This is a genomic window from Agreia sp. PsM10, assembly GCF_030433855.1.
Taxonomy (GTDB): Bacteria; Actinomycetota; Actinomycetes; order Actinomycetales; family Microbacteriaceae; genus Agreia.
In genome coordinates this window covers 36,201-53,559 of sequence record NZ_JARUXC010000002.1, presented here as the reverse complement: position 1 = coordinate 53,559, position 17,359 = coordinate 36,201, and the positions used below count along the sequence as shown (strand labels likewise).

The 17,359-nt window shown below is 69.2% G+C and carries 15 protein-coding genes; 6 read left to right on the top strand and 9 right to left on the bottom strand.

The annotated features are described in order from the left end of the window. Nucleotides 1–124 precede the first annotated feature (124 nt). Nucleotides 125–1,924 carry a M1 family metallopeptidase gene (locus QCD70_RS02345; RefSeq protein WP_301213536.1) on the top strand — a complete coding sequence of 600 codons (1,800 nt, stop codon included), beginning with the start codon at nt 125–127 and terminating at the stop codon, nt 1,922–1,924. 87 nt (nt 1,925–2,011) lie between these two features. Here QCD70_RS02345 and QCD70_RS02340 read toward each other — a convergent pair whose 3' ends face one another. From QCD70_RS02340 to QCD70_RS02315, 6 genes are all read right to left on the bottom strand, one after another. Continuing rightward, nucleotides 2,012–3,562: a serine hydrolase domain-containing protein gene (locus QCD70_RS02340; protein WP_301213535.1), complete on the bottom strand. Its 1,551-nt coding sequence runs from the start codon at nt 3,560–3,562 to the stop codon at nt 2,012–2,014. A gap of 2 nt (nt 3,563–3,564) precedes the next feature. Then, on the bottom strand, nt 3,565–4,221 hold the full coding sequence (locus tag QCD70_RS02335) for a histidine phosphatase family protein (RefSeq protein WP_301213534.1): 657 nt from the start codon (nt 4,219–4,221) through the stop codon (nt 3,565–3,567). A 92-nt stretch (nt 4,222–4,313) separates the two neighbouring features. Further along, complete coding sequence (locus QCD70_RS02330) at nt 4,314–5,285, bottom strand: NAD-dependent epimerase/dehydratase family protein (RefSeq protein ID WP_301213533.1); 972 nt, start codon at nt 5,283–5,285, stop codon at nt 4,314–4,316. Beyond that, nucleotides 5,282–7,975, bottom strand: coding sequence for an alpha/beta fold hydrolase (locus QCD70_RS02325; protein ID WP_301213887.1), 2,694 nt, complete (start codon nt 7,973–7,975; stop codon nt 5,282–5,284). Before QCD70_RS02325 ends, QCD70_RS02330 begins: the two co-directional genes overlap by 4 nt. A gap of 77 nt (nt 7,976–8,052) precedes the next feature. Next, complete coding sequence (locus QCD70_RS02320) at nt 8,053–9,075, bottom strand: 3-oxoacyl-ACP synthase III (RefSeq protein WP_301213532.1); 1,023 nt, start codon at nt 9,073–9,075, stop codon at nt 8,053–8,055. A 196-nt stretch (nt 9,076–9,271) separates the two neighbouring features. Continuing rightward, nucleotides 9,272–10,132 (bottom strand): SDR family oxidoreductase, encoded by an 861-nt coding sequence (locus QCD70_RS02315; RefSeq protein WP_301213531.1) that lies wholly within the window; start codon nt 10,130–10,132, stop codon nt 9,272–9,274. An 89-nt stretch (nt 10,133–10,221) separates the two neighbouring features. On the opposite strand from QCD70_RS02315, the gene QCD70_RS02310 reads away from it, so the two are divergent. Next, the gene (locus QCD70_RS02310; protein WP_301213530.1) at nt 10,222–10,617 is read left to right on the top strand and encodes a winged helix-turn-helix transcriptional regulator; all 396 of its coding nucleotides are present in this window, start codon (nt 10,222–10,224) and stop codon (nt 10,615–10,617) included. A gap of 84 nt (nt 10,618–10,701) precedes the next feature. Here the strand turns inward: QCD70_RS02310 and QCD70_RS02305 are convergent, their stop codons facing one another. After that, nucleotides 10,702–12,195 (bottom strand): MFS transporter, encoded by a 1,494-nt coding sequence (locus tag QCD70_RS02305; protein WP_301213529.1) that lies wholly within the window; start codon nt 12,193–12,195, stop codon nt 10,702–10,704. A gap of 228 nt (nt 12,196–12,423) precedes the next feature. Here QCD70_RS02305 and QCD70_RS02300 point away from each other — a divergent pair, with 228 nt between their 5' ends. Together QCD70_RS02300 and QCD70_RS02295 are read left to right on the top strand one after the other, a co-directional pair. Then, on the top strand, nt 12,424–13,839 hold the full coding sequence (locus QCD70_RS02300) for a dihydrolipoyl dehydrogenase family protein (protein WP_301213528.1): 1,416 nt from the start codon (nt 12,424–12,426) through the stop codon (nt 13,837–13,839). Then, nucleotides 13,836–14,261 (top strand): META domain-containing protein, encoded by a 426-nt coding sequence (locus QCD70_RS02295; protein WP_301213527.1) that lies wholly within the window; start codon nt 13,836–13,838, stop codon nt 14,259–14,261. The genes QCD70_RS02300 and QCD70_RS02295 overlap by 4 nt, the downstream gene beginning before the upstream one ends. A gap of 24 nt (nt 14,262–14,285) precedes the next feature. On the opposite strand, the gene QCD70_RS02290 is transcribed toward QCD70_RS02295, so the two are convergent. Then, nucleotides 14,286–15,173, bottom strand: a complete 888-nt coding sequence (locus QCD70_RS02290; RefSeq protein WP_301213526.1) for a helix-turn-helix transcriptional regulator — start codon at nt 15,171–15,173, stop codon at nt 14,286–14,288. A 101-nt stretch (nt 15,174–15,274) separates the two neighbouring features. On the opposite strand from QCD70_RS02290, the gene hxlB reads away from it, so the two are divergent. Together hxlB and hxlA are read left to right on the top strand one after the other, a co-directional pair. Continuing rightward, a complete protein-coding gene (gene hxlB / locus QCD70_RS02285) occupies nt 15,275–15,850 on the top strand; it encodes a 6-phospho-3-hexuloisomerase (RefSeq protein ID WP_301213525.1) in 576 nt (191 codons plus the stop codon). Between the two features lie 52 nt (nt 15,851–15,902). Continuing rightward, the gene (hxlA, locus tag QCD70_RS02280) at nt 15,903–16,526 is read left to right on the top strand and encodes a 3-hexulose-6-phosphate synthase (protein WP_301213524.1); all 624 of its coding nucleotides are present in this window, start codon (nt 15,903–15,905) and stop codon (nt 16,524–16,526) included. A gap of 334 nt (nt 16,527–16,860) precedes the next feature. Here the strand turns inward: hxlA and QCD70_RS02275 are convergent, their stop codons facing one another. Further along, nucleotides 16,861–17,304, bottom strand: coding sequence for a hypothetical protein (locus tag QCD70_RS02275; protein ID WP_301213523.1), 444 nt, complete (start codon nt 17,302–17,304; stop codon nt 16,861–16,863). Between the last annotated feature and the right edge of the window lie 55 nt (nt 17,305–17,359).

The following is a 17,359-nucleotide window of genomic DNA, read 5'->3' as shown; positions in this document are numbered from 1 at the left end:
ATCCGGCTCGACTGGCGCATCCGGCACGCGAAATGTACCTGTAACAAACTGACTTCGTTCGAGTCTGGTGCTCAACGACACGATCTCGATAAGGTCGCCACACCGCAATGAGATGGGACCTTCTGTGACGACGTGTGTTCTGGCCGCGACCGGATTCGATTCGGGGCCGATGCTCCTGATCATCGCCGTACTTCTTCTCGCGATGGGAAGCGCCGCGTGGCTGCTGCTCGGGCGCCGCAAGCGCGGCGCGAAGGCCGCCGTATTCGCCGCCGTGCCCCTCCTGCTGCTGGCCCTCGTCGCCACCGGCGGCATCGCACCTGCCCCTGCCAGCGCGGCAGAACCGTGCCCGCCGGGGATGAGCGCTCCCGTCACGACGACCCCGACCACCACCAACCCGGTCACTCCCGTCACGCCGGTCGACTTCGAGCCCGGGGCCGCAGGAATCGGCGACGAGTACTACCCGCTCGACGGCAACGGCGGCTACGACGTCGAGCACTACGACCTCGACCTCGCCTACGCGCCCGACACCGATGTGCTCTCGGGCACCACCACGGTCACCGCGATCGCCACCCAGAACCTGTCGGCCTTCAACCTCGACTTCGATACCCGCGACGTGAACGGCGACGACGCCATCGTCATCTCATCGATCACCGTCGACGGCGAGCCCGCCGAGTGGAGCCTCGCGACCACTCAGATCAGCGCATCCACCGGCCAGCCGCAGGTCGAGGGATCGACCGACGACGACGCCACGCCCCCGCGCACCGAGCTGACGATCGTTCCGCCGGCGGGCATCCCGCTCGGCGCCAGCATCACCACCGCCGTCACCTACAGCGGCGTGCCGATCGTGGTGTCGGATGCGTTCGGTCCGGCCGGTGTGTTCCCCACCCCGACCGGCGCGGTCGTCGTGGGCCAGCCGCGGGTCGCGGCTACCTGGTTCCCGTCGAACGACCACCCCAGCGACAAGGCCACGTTCTCGACACGCATGACCGTTCCCACGGGCCTCGAGGTCATCGGCAACGGGCGACTGGCATCGCAGACCACCACGGGCGGCCTCGACACCTTCGACTGGGAGATGGAGAAGCCGATGGCCACCTACCTCGCCACGGCGACACTGGGCGACTTCGAGGTCGAGACGAACACCGACCCGGCCACCGGCATCACCTACGTCGACGCGATCGACCCGACGCTGTTCCTGCGCAATGCCGCCGGCGGAGGTGGGAGCGGCGTCAAGGTGGGAAACATCGCGAAGGGAATCTTCGAGACGGAACCCCAGGTCATCGACTTCCTGTCGACGTACTTCGGCCCCTACCCATTCAGCGAAGCCGGCGGAATCGCCATCGGCTACATCGACGAAGGTGACCCGACAGCCACACCGCCGGTGCCACCGACCGACCTCCCGTACGCGCTCGAGAACCAGACACGACCGATCTACCCGGCCTGGGCGTTTCGCGCGAACAGCGACGCCAGTGTCGTCGTGCACGAACTCGCGCACCAGTGGTACGGCGACGACCTGTCGATGAACCGCTGGTCGGACATCTGGCTCAACGAGGGCTTCGCGTCGTATGCCGAATGGCTGTGGACCCAAGATCAGGAAGGGGTGTCGACGCAGCAGAGCTTCGAGGAGGCGTACAACGACATTCCTGCGAATGATCCGTTCTGGCAGACCGTCGTGGCGGATCCGGGCCCGGCCGGGATCTTCGACGACGCCGTGTACACCCGGGGCGCCATGACCTTGCAGGCGCTGCGCAACGAGGTCGGAGACGAGCCGTTCAGGGCCATCCTCCAGGGCTGGGCAACAGAGAACGCGGGCACGTCGGTGTCGACGGCGCAGTTCGTCGACTACGCCGAAACCGTATCTGGCAAGGACCTGACGGCGTTCTTCGACACCTGGATCTATACGGCAGGCAAGCCGGCGCTCGACTGAGCTGCGCTGAAACGCTGATCGAGCGGCCAGCGTATCGAGACCACCCCACGGTGGTCTCGATACGCTTCGGCAGCAAACGGCCTCGGGCTACTCGACCGGCGCAGCCGGGGCGACCAACGCCGGCACATAGTGGCGCAGCACTGGCGAGAGCGGTGTGGTCGGCGTGCGCACCGCCACATCGAAGCGCTGCAGCATCGCCGGCGTGGTCGGCGTCAGCTCGATGCGGCACTCCAGTTCGCCCGTGCGGCCGGGAATCGTCCAGGCGACGTGCGCAGGCGCGACCGACCAGGTGAGCCGGGCGTCGAGCGGCGGCGTGGTGTCGGCATCCAGAACCCCGCCGACCTCGGCGATCGCCGCGGCGATGCGCTCATCGCGCACCTCGGCCGGCACATCGCCGAGCAGGTTCGGGCTGAAGACCGTGGGTGCGACCTCGGCATCGAGGATGCGCCCCGACCCGCGAACGGCCGAGTCGACGGCGCGGGCCGCCGCCACCGTCGAGGGCCACAGCGGGATGCGCCGCGCGGGTTCGTCGCGAGACTCCAGAACCGCGCGCAATATGGCCGCCGCCGCGACCGCGAGCTTCAGCCCGTTGGTGTTGCCGAAGACCACCGCGCCGAGGCCGGACTCGAGGTGCCAGCGCATGTTCGACGTCCAGCCGGGCAGGCCGCCCGAGTGCTGGGCGAAGCGGCCGAAGCGCACGTCGTGCTCGATGTAGAGGCCGAGACCGTAGCCCTGCGCCTCGAGGGTCGGCTCTGCGGTGCGGTCGGCGGCTCCGGGCGCGACCGTGTGGATGCGCTGCATCTCACGCCGCGACGCCCGGCTGAGGATGGCGTCGTCGGTGTTCGTCGGGTCGAAGGCGCTCGAGAGCCAGGCGCTCCAGCGCGCGATGTCGGGCGGGGTGCTGAACATGCTCGCCGCGCAGGCCCCGATGCCACCGCCCACGACGGGACGCGATACCCAGCTCGCTCCCTTGTCGTAGCTCGTGTAGCCGTGGGCGATGCCGTCGCCGCCCTCGCCGTCGTCGGCGAAGTCGGCCGGCTTGTAGCCGGTCGATGCGAGGCCGAGCGGCTCGAGGAACGTCTCGCGGGCGAACTGCTCGAAGCCCTGGCCGGTAAGGTCTTCGACGATCACACCGAGGAGCCAGAAACCCACGTTGGAGTACTGGAAGCCGACGCCGGGAAGGCCCGCGAAGCCCAGCCCCGCCTCGACGACGGCCAGGAAGTCCGCTCGGGAGAGGGCCAGCTCGTGGTCGGCCCAGCCGTTGTCCTCGGGCAGCCCCGAGGAGTTGCTCATGAGCATCCGTACCGTCATGGGCTGCACCACGCCGGCGTCGTCGACCGGGTCGCGGAACTGCGGCACCAGATCGGAGACCCGATCGTCGAGCGAGAGCAGTCCGCGGTCGCGCAGCACGAGCACGGCGGCGATGCAGAAGCTCTTCGACATCGAGGCGATGCGGTAGATGGTGTTCTCCGCGGGGGCCCGGCCGTCGAGCTGGAACTCGCCGATGCCGTTGTGGAACAGCACCCCGGTGCGGTCGAAGACGGCGTAGCTGATCGACGGGCTCACCAGCTCCGTGTCGTCGAACCAGGCGCCAAGGCGCGCGACGACGTCGGCGGACAGCTCGGATGCGGCGGTCATGGTCAGCGGGTCTCGGATGCCGGGCCCGCATGGGCGGCGTCGTCGACCGCGGCCCCACCGATGGCCTGGCCCATCCAGGTGAGGGCGCGCCAGCCGGACTCGGGAGAGCCCTCGAGAACGACCACGCCCGTGTTGCTGAGGGAATGCTCTGCCGAGAAGTCGGCGCTCACGTTCTCGGCGCGAGCCCCGACCCAGGATCGGATGATGGCTCCGTGCGACACGATCGCCACAGTGGCGTGGCCCGTCGCGACCGCCTCGGCGATCACCTCGTCGTAGCGGGCATATACCTCGGCTCCCGACTCGGCCCCCGGCATGCGGCGGTCGATGTCGCCGTCGGCCCAGGCGATCACGGTCTCCATATAGATGCGCACGGCCACGTCGTCGTTGCGCATCTCGAGATCTCCGGCATCCACCTCGCGCAGGCCGGAGCGGATCTCGACGTCGAGCCCTCGCGCCTCGGCCAGGGGCGCAGCGGTGAGCTGCGAACGCACCTGCGTCGACGCGAAGATCGCGCCGATCGTCTCCTCGACGAGCGCGCCCGGAACCGCGGCGGCCTGCTCGACGCCGAACTCGGTGAGCCCCGGTCCGGGAACGCCGGTATCGAGGGCTCCGATGATGTTCGAGGGGGTCTGGCCGTGGCGGATCAGCAGTAAACGCATGAGGTCAATTGTCTCGCACGGATTCGGGTACGTAATTCAGGAGGAGCGGTCGGCCGCGTGGATAGTGGCGACGGCCACGCTCTCCTCCTGAATTAGTCACGCGCGTAGTGCGCGGCGAGGCGGCGCAGTCCCTCGTCGAGGCTCACTGCCGGCTGCCACCTCAGCTCTGCCCGCGTGCGTCGCTGGTCGAACCAGTGCGCGGTCGAGAGCTGCTCGGCCAGAAAGCGCGTCATCGGCGGCTCGTCGACACCCGGCTTCACGCGCCAGACAGCCTCGATCAGAGAGCCCGCGGCCCGGGCCACCCCGGCGGGAACACTCCACGCCGGCGCCGGAACACCCGCGGCGGCGCAGATTCCGGCGAGCAGCTCGGCGACGGGGCGGGGCTCGCCATTGGTGATCACGTAGGCATTTCCGTGCACCTCGTCGACGCGCTCCAGGGCGGCGGCGATCGCGGTCGCGGCGTTGTCGATATACGTCGTGTCGATCAGCGCAGCGCCCCGGTCGAGCAGCGGAAGCCGCCCGGCCCGCGCGCGCTCCACGATGCGCTCGATGAGCTGCGTGTCGCCCGGACCCCACACGAGGTGCGGCCGCACGGCGACGACGCGCAGCGATTCGGAATCCGATCCCAGCGCCAGCAGCTCGGCGCGCGCCTTCGTACGGGCGTACTCGCCCCGCGCGTGCGCCGGGTCGGCCGGCTGCGCGTCGTCTCCGACGATGGATGCCCCGGCGTGCGCCACCGACGGCGACGACACGAACACGAGACGGCCGGTCCCGGCCCGCCGCATCGCCGCGATCAGAGTGCGCGTGCCCCCGACGTTCACGGCCTCGAACTCGGCCGGGTCGCCGGCCAGCGAGACCTTCGCGGCCAGGTGCACCACGGCATCCATGCCCTCGACGGCACGCTCGACGTCGGCCTGCGACGTCAGGGAACCGAGAACGTCGTCGACGCCGTCGACACCGGATGGCCGCCGCTGGAACGTGCGCACCTCGTGTCCGGCGCGGGCGATCTCGCGGGCGACGGCGCCTCCGAGGAAGCCGCTGGCACCGGTGACGAGAACATTCACGGCGCGCTCAGCTTCGCGCCGGAGAGCACTCCCTCGGCCCAGCGCGACAGGGCCGAGCGGTCGATCTTCGAGTTGTGCCGGATGTCGGTGGGCAGCGAGGCCACAACGAGCACCGCGGCGATGTCGAGTGCGGTCGCGTGGCGAACCGCGGCCACGAGGTCGCTGTCGCCGAGGGCGGCAGGGCGACTGGCGGCAGGCTCGGTCTCGAGCACCGCGACGAGCTGCTGCGTTCCGCGAGGGCCGATGCCGGCCAAGGCTGCCCTGTTCACGCCGAGCAGCGACTCGATCCTCTGCTCGGGGCCGACCGGGGTGATGACTCCCCCGGCCGTGACGATCACGTGCGGAAGGCGGCCCTCCACCCAGAGGCGTCCGGCGGAGTCGAGGTGTCCGACGTCGCCGGTGCGATGCCACCGCTCGCCCTGCTCGCCCGCGGCGGCCGGAACCGAGTCGGCGTCGGCGACGCGGTTGGTGACCCAGAGTCTGTCGTACGCCTGTTTCAGGTGCGGAGCCGACAGGACGATCTCGCCCGTGACACCGGGCTGCTCGCCCGGCGCGCCCACGGGCATCCCGTCGTCGTCGAGGGCCGCGATGCGCACACGCACCGACCCCGCGGGGCGTCCGACGCAGACGCCGCCCGCGTGCTCGCCGTCGGGCAGCGCGGCGGCATCGTCGGCGGCGGCACGGATGCCCTCGAGCGTGATGTCGGTCATCAGCAGCCCCTCGGTCATGCCGTAGGGGGTGTGCGGGGTGGCGTTCGGCATCAGGCGGCCCGCGGCGGCGAGCAGCGACTCGGGCACAGGGGCGCCCGCCGAGAGGAAGGTGTGCACGCCCGCGAGCGCCGCCGTGTCGGAGGCGTCGAGGGCATCCGCCGTCGCGACCACGTTGGCGAGCGCGGCCGGCGAGAGGAAGACGACCGAGGCATCCACCGCGGCCGCCGCCCGGGCCGTGGCCTTCGCCGTGAGGGTGCGCGGCGACGTCACGTTCATATCGGGAGTCACCGAGCGCGCGCCGAGGGCGGGGCCTAGCAGTGCGAACGGAGCGAAGCCGGCGACGAGGCCGGTGCCGACTCCCACGTCGTACTGCGACGACAGGGCGTCGCGCACGGCCTCGAGCTGGGCGTGCGTGTATACGACGCCCTTGGCCGGTCCGGTCGATCCCGACGTGAAGAGAACGGCGGCGACAGCGGATGCCGCGGGCGGCTCGGGCAGGAATTCGTCGGCCCCCAGCCGCGCGACCTCGCCGAGGGAGTGACGCACGCCGAGGGCGAGCGCGGTGGGCAGGGGAAGCGTGGTGGTGGAGATCTTCTGGCCGGGCCACGAGAACGCGCGGGCAACGGTCAGCCCGGGCAGGGCGCCGATCACGTGGTCGGGGCGGGCGCCGCGCACGGCGCGGGTCAGACCGGGCAGGCCGAGGCCCGCGTCGGCGACGACCACGACCGCGCCGATGCGCAGGCAGGCGTAGAGCACGGCGGTGAGATCGGCGCTCGGGGGAATGAGGAGGGAGACGCGGTCGCCGGGCTTCACTCCGGCACGCACGAGGCCTGCGGCGAGCTGGCGCACGCGCCTGGAGAGGAGCCTCCACGAGACCGTGCGGAAGGGCTTCATGTCGACGAGCGCCGTCTCGGTGCTGTCGCGCAGCTCGTCGAGCACGCTCCAGAGGGGGCGCTCCGACGGCTCTCGTTCCCTGAGCTCGTCGAAGGGAAGCTTTTCGACGGGATCGGTTCCCTTCGACAGGCTCAGCGAACGGGAATGGATTCCACCCAGCCAGTCCAGCACGACCGGCGCGTACTCCACGTCCTCCGCGATCATGTGCCCGGCGCCCTCGAACCTGTGGATGTCGGCCTGCGGCATCCGTTCGGCGAGATCGTCGAGGTAGGTGTCGGAGAAGATCGGGTCGCGCGGACCCCAGAGCATCAGCGACGGAACGCCCAGCTCGCGCACGCCGGCCGCGATGCGCTCGAGCTCGTTCCACGACACGTGCTGTTCGTCGACGGGGATGTCTGCGACGAACGCCCCGATGCCGCCGCGCCGGTCGGCCGAGCGGTACGGCGCGCGGTAGCCGTTCTTGACCTCGGCCTCCAGAGGCGGATGCGCCAGCGCCAGCGTCGTCTCGAGGAAGGCGGGCGTGGCCACGGTCGCGCGCCCCAGCATGCCGCGCTGCAGCGTGAGGCGCAGCGGCCACGGAATGGCGCGGTCCTCGGGCTGGTGGATCGCGGTGTTCAGCAGCACGACGCCGGCGAGTTCGTCGGGGTGGTCGACCGCCCAGCCCATCGAGACGACGCCGCCCCAGTCGTGGCCCACCGTGACGACCGGGCCGGAGAGTTCGAGAGTGTTCGTGAGCGCGGAAAGGTCGGCGACTCGGCGCTCGAGCGGCCGCTCCGTGCCGGTGCGCTCCGAGAAGCCCATCTCGAGCTGATCGACGGCGATGACCCGCCACACGTCACCCGAGCCAGAGCCCGAGCCCGACTCTGAGCCCGACTCCGCGACTGCGGTGGCGGCATCCGTCGCGGCGGCCACGAGCCCGCGCCACAGATACGACCAGGTGGGGTTGCCGTGAACGCAGAGCAGCGTGCCCACGGGGGTCACGCCGAGCTCGTCGAGCACGGGGCCGTTGTCGAGCAGATGCCAGGCGACCGGGCGACCGGAGCCGCCGTCTGACACCTCGACGAGGCGGGAGAATCGCGCATCCATGCCCGGCAGACCGGCGGGCGGAAGAGATGCGGCCGCGGTTCGACCCGCCGACCGGGGCAGGCGGGAGGAGCCGTGACTCACCAGGCGATCTCCATCATGGAGGTGTTGAGGCCGGAGCCGACCCCCATCAGCAGAACGCGGTTGCCGCGCACGAGCTTCGAGGCCTCCTGCGCGAGCGTGATCGGAATCGAGGCGGGGCCCACGTTGCCCAGCAGCGGGAACGTGACGGGCACGCGGGTGGCGTCGAGGTTCGCGGCCTTGACGATGGCGTTGGTGTGCACCGACGACACCTGGTGCATGATGTAGCGGTCCATGTGCGACCAGCTCCACTGGCGCTTCGCGTCTTTCCAGGCGCTCACGACCAGCTCCATGCCGCCCTTGAGCAGGGCCTTCGCGTCGGTGAACATGCCGTCGACGCTGCCGACGCAGAGGTCGTTGAACTGGGTGGCCGCGCGGGTGATGCCGCCGAGCATGCGGTGGCCCTCCGGATGCAGGTCGGCCCGGCCGATCACGGCCGCAGCGGCGCCCGAACCCAGGGTCAGGCTCGCGAACTCGCTCATGAAGTCCTTGCGCTTGATGCCCTCGCGGCCCAGTCGCTCGATGGTGTTCACCTGGATCTCGTCGGCGTCTTCGCCATCGATGATCACCGCATAGTCGATCTGGCCGGCGTCGATGAGCTGGCCGGCGAGCGCCATGCCGTTGACGAAACCGAGGCAGGCGTTGGCGATATCGAAGTTCGTGGCCGAGCTCGGCAGGCCGAGGCCGTGGTGGATGCGCACGGCGACGGAGGGCTCGAGGTGCTTGCGGGTCACGGAGGTGTTGATGAGCAGGCCCACCTGGTCGGGCCGGATGCCCGCCTCGGCGAGAGCCTTCTTGCCCGCCTCGATCGCGGCGTCGTCGAAGGTCTGGCCTTCTCCCCAGTTGCGTCGCTCGTGCACTCCGGCGACGCGCTGCAGGAGGCCGGTGGGCAGTTTCAGGCGTTTGAGCGCGGGAGCGAGGCGACGATCGATCTCTTCGGATGTCGTGATTCGGGTCGCCATGGTGGTTGCGACCGACAGAAGTGCGACATTGCGGTGAGTCGTCGTAGCGTTTCCGTCCAACGGAGGTTCCTATCGAGTTGTGTTCGTGGGGTGCGGCTCGCAAACTGAGCGATCGTCCACAGGAGAGTTTAGTTCCTCACAAGCTGGGGGTTGCCCCACTTGACTCCGCACCGCAGAGCGGGAGTTCCCGCCGAGAGCGGCGGCCTCGCCACCGCGCCCGGCGGGAACTCCCGCGCATCCACTTCTTCTCGGCGGGCTACTTGAGCGCAGCCGCGATCGCGTCGGCGAGCGTCGTGCTCTCGCGTCCGAGCAGTCGCTGCAGGTCGCCCGAGTCGGTGAAGAGGTCGCCTCGCTTGGTCGCGACGTCGAGCGCCGTCACGAATCCGGCCGTTCCCGAATCCAGGCCCACGCTCTCGAGAGTGGCGACGAGCTCGTCGGGGGTCACGTCGCGGTAGACGATCGTGGTGCCCGTGGCCGCGGAGAGCGCCGCCGCGAGGTCGGTCATCGTGAAGGCCGGCGCACCGCCCAGCTCGTAGACCGCGTTCTCGTGGCCGGGCTGGACGAGGGCGGCGGCCGCGGCCTCGGCGAAGTCGGCGCGAGGTGCGCCCGAGACGAGTCCGTCTCCGGCAGCCCCGACGATCTCGCCCGTGGCGCGGTACTGGTCGACCTGGCCGAGGTAGTTCTCGATGTACCAGCCGTTGCGCAGAATGGTGAAAGCGACGCCGGATGCCCGGAGGGCCTCTTCGGTCGCCTTGTGCTCGGGGGCGAGAACGAGTTCGGTCGTGTCGGCGCGCGGCGCGCTCGTGTAGGCGATGCGCGAGACGCCGGCGGCTTTCGCCGCGTCGATCACGTTGGTGTGCTGGGGGACGCGCTGTCCGACCTCGCTGCCCGAGACGAGCAGAAGGGTGTCGACACCGGCGAGAGCGTCCGGCAGCGTGGCGGCATCGGCGTAGTCGGCGACGCGGACCTGGACACCCTGATCGGCGAGGTCCTGAACCTTCGAGGGCGTGCGCACGAGGGCGACGATGTCGCTCGCGGGCACCCCGGCCTCGATGAGTGCGGTGACGGCGTGGTGACCGAAGGGTCCTGATGCTCCGGTTACGGCGTAGGTGGTCATGGTGTTGCTCCTTCTCGAGGGCTTTCGTTCGTGTAGCACTAACTATTACACAGTACCCCCGAATGCGCAGCACAGGTTACGATGGAGACATGACAGATCAGGAAACTCCGAGCAACGAGCTCGTCACATCTGTCTTCGCGCGCGACTGCACGTCACGCGCGGCGCTCGAAGACGTCTCGACGAAGTGGTCGAGTCTTGCCCTGCTCGCGCTCGGCGAAGGCGACTTCCGGTTCAATGCGCTGCGACGCAAAGTCGAGGGCGTCAGCGAGAAGATGCTCTCCCAGACCCTGCAGACCCTCGAACGCGACGGAATGGTCACGCGCGAGGTGCACTCCACGATTCCGCCGCGGGTCGAGTACTCCCTCACGGCGCTCGGCACTCTCGTCGCCGAGAACCTGCGCACCCTCGCCGACCTGCTCGAGGCATCCGCCCCTGGCATCGGGGCGTCGCGCGCCACCTACGACGAGGGCCGCGCGACCGCCTGACGCGGCCGAGGCATCCGCTCCTGTTCGGCACATCGGCGCCCGGTCGTCCGGTGGCGGATGCGCCGAACAGGCGCGGATGCGGCTCTAGTGACCCGTGTTCGTGCGGCGCGGCAGCGCGAACACCAGGATGAACGCCAGCACCGCGAAGCCGAGTGAGACGACCATCGCGGCGGCCGCCGCGTCCGTGAATCCGGTGGCCACGGCATCCGGCGTCTTGCCGCCGATCACGAGACTGCCGAAGAAGACGCTGCCGATCACCGCGATGCCCACGGCGCTTCCGATGCGCTGAACTGCGCCGATCACGCCACTGGCCGCGCCCGCCTCGCGAGGGTCGACCGTGGCCACGATGAACTGCGCGTTCGGCGCGATGAAGAGTCCGTTGCCGAGGCCCGCGATGAGCAGCGGGGCGATGAGCAGCCAGTTGGTGAGATCGGCCGCGTCGGTCAGCAGCAGCACGAGCCACAGCCAGGCCAGGCCGATGACGACCAGCAGCGTACCGACGATCAGCACGGTGCGACCGAGGCGCTGCGTGAGGCGGTTGCTCTGCGAGCTGCCCACGATGCTTCCGATCGCGAACGGGATCGACACGATGCCCGATTCGAGGGCGGTGTGGCCGAGGCCCGACTGCCAGAGGATCGAGATCGTGAAGAAGATGCTCGTGAAGGCGGCGAAGTAGACGAGCGCGAGGATGACTCCGCCGGTGAACGCCGGGTGGGAGAAGAGCCGCGGCGGAACCAGGGGGCTGCGCCCACGCTTCGTGTAGGCGACCTCCCATGCGCCGAATGCGACCATGAGCAGGGCGCCCGCGACGAGGGAGAGGATCGTCCAGAGCGGCCAGCCCGTGTCCTGGCCCTCGATCAGTGGAACGAGCAGGGCGATGAGGCTCGCCGAGACCAGCACGAGACCGATCCAGTCGAGGCCCGAGCGGTCGGCGTGGCTCGCCTCCTCCTCGCTCTGCTTCGGCAGCAGGATGGCCGCCGCCACGAGCGTCGCGATGCCGATGGGCAGGTTCACCCAGAACACCAGTCGCCAGCCGTCGGTCTCGCCAAAGGCCTGGATGAGGAGTCCGCCGATGATCGGACCCAGCGCGGAGGAGACACCGATGACCGCTCCCATGATGGCGAAGGCCTTGCCGCGCACGCGGCCGGGGAACAGAAGCTGGATGAATGCGGTCACCGCGGGCAGGAACATTCCGCCGGCGAGACCCTGCACGACGCGGGCAATCACGAGCTGCAGGTCGTTCTGGGCCAGGCCGCAGAAGAGGCTGGCCAGGGTGAACAGCGCGAGCCCCGTGAAGAACACCCACTTGTGCCCGATGCGGTCGCCCACGCGGCCCGCAGGAATCAGGGCGAGGCCGAACGCGAGCGCGTAGCCGGAGATGATCCACGAGAGCGTGCCCTCGCTGGCGTCGAGCGTGGTGCGGATCGTGGGCAGGGCCACGTTGACGATGGTGGTGTCGAGCAGCGCCATGAACATGCCGGCGAGCAGAACGATGAGCGCCTGCCAGGCCCGCCGCGAGACGACGGGAGGAGCAGACGGAGAGGAGGTGGGGTTGTGGCCCCGGACAGTTTCAGCCACGAACGGGCCTTTCAGACTCAAAATCAGCCGCGCGAATCGATCGCACGAACGAAGCCCGGGTGCGGACGACTTCAGAATCATACGCTCGCATCCGCCTCGCGGCGCACCCATTGCGATTCTGTTCAGCACGAGTTCGTCCGTGTTGCTCCCCGACGCGGTCAGCCCCGGCTGCACCGTTTCGCGCGCCACCCCTGCCGCGTTCGTGGTCGGCCGCGCTACCCTCCCACCATGACTGACTACAGGGATCACTACGACGTGGCCGTGATCGGCGCCGGCCCCGCGGGCACGGCCGCCGCCCTCCGCGCAGCAGAGCTCGGCGCGAGCGTCGTCGTTCTCGAGGCGGCGCGGGTGGGCGGCACCTGCGTGAACACGGGATGCGTCCCCACACGCGTGCTGGCCAAGACCGCGCGACTCATCCGCGAGACACGCCACGCCGACGTCTACGGGGTCGAGGTCGCGGCTCCCACGATCGACTGGGCCACGACGGTCGCCCGCGTCAGAGAGCGCGTCGATCGGGTGCGCTCGATCAAACGCGAGGCCGAACGCTTCGCCGAGGCCGGCATCCATCTCATTCACGAGGGACGGGCGAGGTTCGCCGACGACAAGACCCTCGTTCTCGACAGCGGGCGTCGTCTCACGGCATCGTCGATCCTCGTGTGCGTCGGAGGCCATTCGAGGCGCCTGCCGATCCCCGGCGCCGAGCTCGCCACGGTGCCCGAGCAGGTTCTCGACCTGCCGTCGCTGCCGGGCCGCGTCGCCGTGATCGGGGCGGGCAACACCGGCGCGCAGCTTGTCACCGTGTTCAGCTCCTTCGGGTCGCAGGTCACCGTGCTCGACCTCGCCCCGCGGGTGCTCATGCCGTCCGATCCGTCGATCTCCGAGGCTGTGGCGGCCGCGTTCGTCGAGCAGGGAATCGAGGTGCGCACCGGCATCGACGGCGTCGATGGACTCGCGCGCGCAGACGATGGCGGCATCACCCTGTCGTGGAGAGACGGCGATGCCGCACATTCGGCCGATTTCGACGCCGTCATCATGGCGACCGGATGGCCGGCGGACGTCGAGGACCTGGGTCTCGAGAAGGCGGGCATCGAGGTCGTGCGCTCGGCCATTCCCGCCGATGCGTACTTCCGCACGGTGGTTCCGCACATCTTCGCCGTCGGCGATGCGAACGGACGGGACATGCTCGTGCAGGCAGCGCAGTTCGAGGGCGAGGCCGCGGCGGAGAACGCCGTGCTGGGCGCCAACCGTCGAACGCCGCATCATCTGCTGCCGGCGGGCGGCTTCACCGACCCCGACTACGCGGGCGTGGGGCTCACCGAGCAGCAGGCCAGGGAAAAGGGTATCGACGGCGTCGTAGCGACCGTTCGATTCGCCGCGGTCGACCGCGCGGTCATCGACGACCGGGAGACGGGTTTCCTGAAGCTCATCGCCGACCCACGGCGCGAGCTGATCCTCGGAGCTCACGCCGTCGGGGAGAACGCGATCGAGGTCATCCAGTCGGTCACCACCGCGATGGCAGCGGGAGTCGACGTGTCGACCCTCGCGAACGTGCGCTTCGCCTATCCCACCTACAGCGCCGTGATCGGTATGGCGGCGCGGGCGCTGCTGTCCGAAACCCGCGACGACGATGGCGAGCTGAGGTGAGCCACGCCACTCAGCACCGACTCCGCCTTGTCGGGGCCGCTTCCGCCGTCGCTGCATCGCTTCTCCTCTCCGCCTGCGCCTTCGGCGGACCGGCCTCGACGCCCGCGTCGACCGTCGTCCTCCTCCCCGGCGGGCTCGTCGGCACGTGGACAGAAGACGGAAGCGATTCCCTCCTGCAGCCGTACATATCCCTCGAGAAAGATGGCACATTTCGGGGCAGCGATGGATGCAACACGCTCAGCGGCACCTGGACCTACGCGGAGAGCGACGGGGTGGTCTTGGGCGACATCGCGTCGACGGAGATCGCCTGCGAGGGCATCGACACGTGGCTCTCTCAGGTCGCGACCGCCCATGTGCAGGCCGGCGTCATGACCGTGAGGTCGGCCGACGGCACCGTCATCGGTCGCCTCGAGGGCTCTTAGAACCCCGCCGCGCCGGGGCGGTCACTACGCCCCCGGGCGACTCAGCACCGCGAGCTCTCCGCGGGTGCGCACGCCCGCCTTGCGCAGCACGTTCGACACATGGAACTTCACCGTGTTCGCGCTGACGCCCAGCTGCTCCGCGATCGCGCGGTTCTGCGCGCCCGATGCCACGAGCTTCAGCACCTCCCGCTCCCGCGGCGACAGCGACACGACGTCGGCGAGCGGCTCCGGAACGGCGGGCGGGTCGAGCGGCAGGGTGATCGCGACCGAGGAGCCCCACCCGGGAGTCGCCGTGACGTCGAAGCCGCCGTTCAGCGCCGTGACCCGCTCGGCGATCGGACGCAGCGAGTCGTCGTGCGGCGTGAGCTCGCCCGCCCCGTCGTCGCGGATTCCGATGAGCAGGTTCAGCCCGTCGCAGTCCCACTGGATGCGCACCTTGCGGCTCTCCCCCTCGTCGACGAGGGCGAGCACGGCGCTGCGCACGATGGCGCGGGCGGCGTGCGCGATTTCGCCGGGAAGCGCCCGGCCGGTCGACGGCGGCTCGACGAACTGCACGTCGAGGTCGCCGAACCGCACAAGCGGCCGCAGGTCGCTTCGCAGACGCGCGAACGCTCCGACCACCGGCTCGAGCTGAACGCTCGAGCGTTCGTCGCTCGCCGTGCGCAGACCCACGAGCGCAGACGCGGCCACGTCGATCGCCATGGCTCTGGATGCGCGATCGTCGAGCCGGGTCGACCTGAGCACGGCGAGCACGGACTCGAGGGCCACGGCGTGCTTGTCGGTCTGTTCGGCGGAGAGGCGGGCCTGCTCGGCTCGCCAGCGCCTGCTGGCGGCTGAGACCGTGTCGTCGAACGCGGTGTCGTCGAGGGGGGCGTCGTCGAGTGCGGTGTCGTTCACGTCGGGGTCGGGCATCCGGCCACCCTACCCGCTGGATCCCCACCTACCCATCGGTATAGGCGAAACCGGCCGTCCGGGCGGGGGCGCCGGTCGGCCGACCCGCGAAGACCGGAGAAATGAGTTCAGATGCACCCGGGTTCGATCGCTCCCTCTCACTGATCGCGGAGGAGCTCGAATCGGTCGTCGAGCGGCTCACCTCTGCCGATGCTTCTGCCGAGGCGCTGGTCGACGAGATCGCGCGAGCTCGCAGGGTCTTCGTGCACGGCGCCGGCCGCTCCGGTCTCGCCCTGCGCATGACGGCCATGCGGCTGATGCACCTCGGCCTCGACGTGCACGTCGTCGGAGAGACCTCGGCGCCCGCGATCGCCGAGGGCGACGTGCTGCTCACCGCCAGCGGCTCGGGCACGACCGAGAGCATCGTGCGGGCTGCCCGCACCGCTGTCGAGGCGAAGGCCCGTGTCGCGCTCATCACGACGGCCACCGATTCCCCGCTCTCCGAACTCGCATCGGCCACCCTCGTCGTGCCCGCCGCGGCAAAACTCGACAGGTCGATGACGGCATCCGCCCAGTACGCCGGCGGCCTCTTCGAGCAGACGGTCGTGCTGGTCGGCGACGCCCTCTTCCACACCCTGTGGCAGCGCTCGGGCCGCACGGCCGACGAGCTCTGGCCGCGGCACGCGAACCTCGAGTGACCCGGCTCTATTCGATTTTCCCCTCCCTCCACCCGCAACACGAAGGAACACAATGAAACTGCAGTTCGCCATGGACACCCTCACCACCGAAGCCGCCCTCGAGCTGGCCGCAGCGGCCGCGCCGCACGTCGACATCCTCGAGCTCGGCACCCCGCTCATCAAGAGCGCCGGCCTCTCGGCCGTCACAGCCATCAAGGCCGCTCACCCCGACAAGATCGTCTTCGCCGACCTCAAGACGATGGATGCCGGAGAACTCGAGGCCGACATCGCGTTCACCGCGGGAGCCGACCTCGTGACCGTGCTCGGCACCGCCGGCGACAGCACGATCGTCGGAGCGATCAAGGCCGCGAAGAAGCACGGCAAGGGCATCGTCGTCGACCTGATCGGCGTCGCCAACAAGTCCGAGCGCGCCCAGCAGGTCGTCGCCCTGGGTGCCGAGTTCGTCGAGATGCACGCGGGCCTCGACGAGCAGGCCGAGGAGGGCTTCACGTTCTCGACCCTGCTGGACGACGGCAAGGCATCCGGCGTGCCGTTCTCGGTTGCCGGCGGAATCAACGCCTCGACCATCGCGTCGGTTCAGCAGTCGGGCGCCCAGGTCGCGGTCGCCGGAGGCGCCATCTACGGGGCCCCCGACGTGGGAGCCGCCGCCGCAGAGCTGCGCGCAGCCATCGTCTGACGCACCGCTGATACGACGAACGCGGGTGTTCCCGCCTGCCGCTGTGGTTCAACCACTGCACTGGGCGGGAACACCCGCGTTCGTTGCGTCTAGGGCGCTTAGAAGTCCCAGTCCTCGTCTTCGGTGACAACGGCCTTGCCGATGACGTAGGAGGAGCCCGACCCCGAGAAGAAGTCGTGGTTCTCGCATCTGCTAGAAACTGACGGTACTCTCGCGGAAGCTAGAGACAGTTGAGAAGGTGTCGCCCCGTTTGGCCCTAGCCAGAGCCCTGCGGCGACGGTCTAATCGTCAAGAAGTTCCCCGCGTTAATGAACCGGCGGGCTCAATGAGCCATTTATGGGCGTCCGACGAAGTACGCGAGCTTCATTCTGAAGTTTTGCCGGGTGGCGTCGGTCATCTGATATAGCTTTGCCGACTGCAACTGTGACGTAACTGTCTGCGCGGGCCCCATCGAAGTCATAGCACTAAAATCAATGACACCTTTTTGAATTCCTTCTGGGCGAGCAATCTCAACTGGGAACAAATGACCGAATGAAATCGTGTCGACGCTCATATCGCCCGAGTTCATAATCTCGTCATGACGCTCCCCAGGAGAGGCGGGCACGGGAATTACAGGCGCTACTAAAATTCCGGTTCTTCCACGAGGGTTCTCCATGTCGCAATCATGCGAGCACAATGCGACCAGAGGTTGCTCCTGACGCAGCAACTTCGCCATAGTGGGAATGACGATTGCAGACGTGCTGCCATCGGAGTCAACCATTGCGTGGGACTTGTTCACGGCCCATTGTGGATATGCAACTACCTTTACGATGTCGCCCTGACGCAACTCGGAA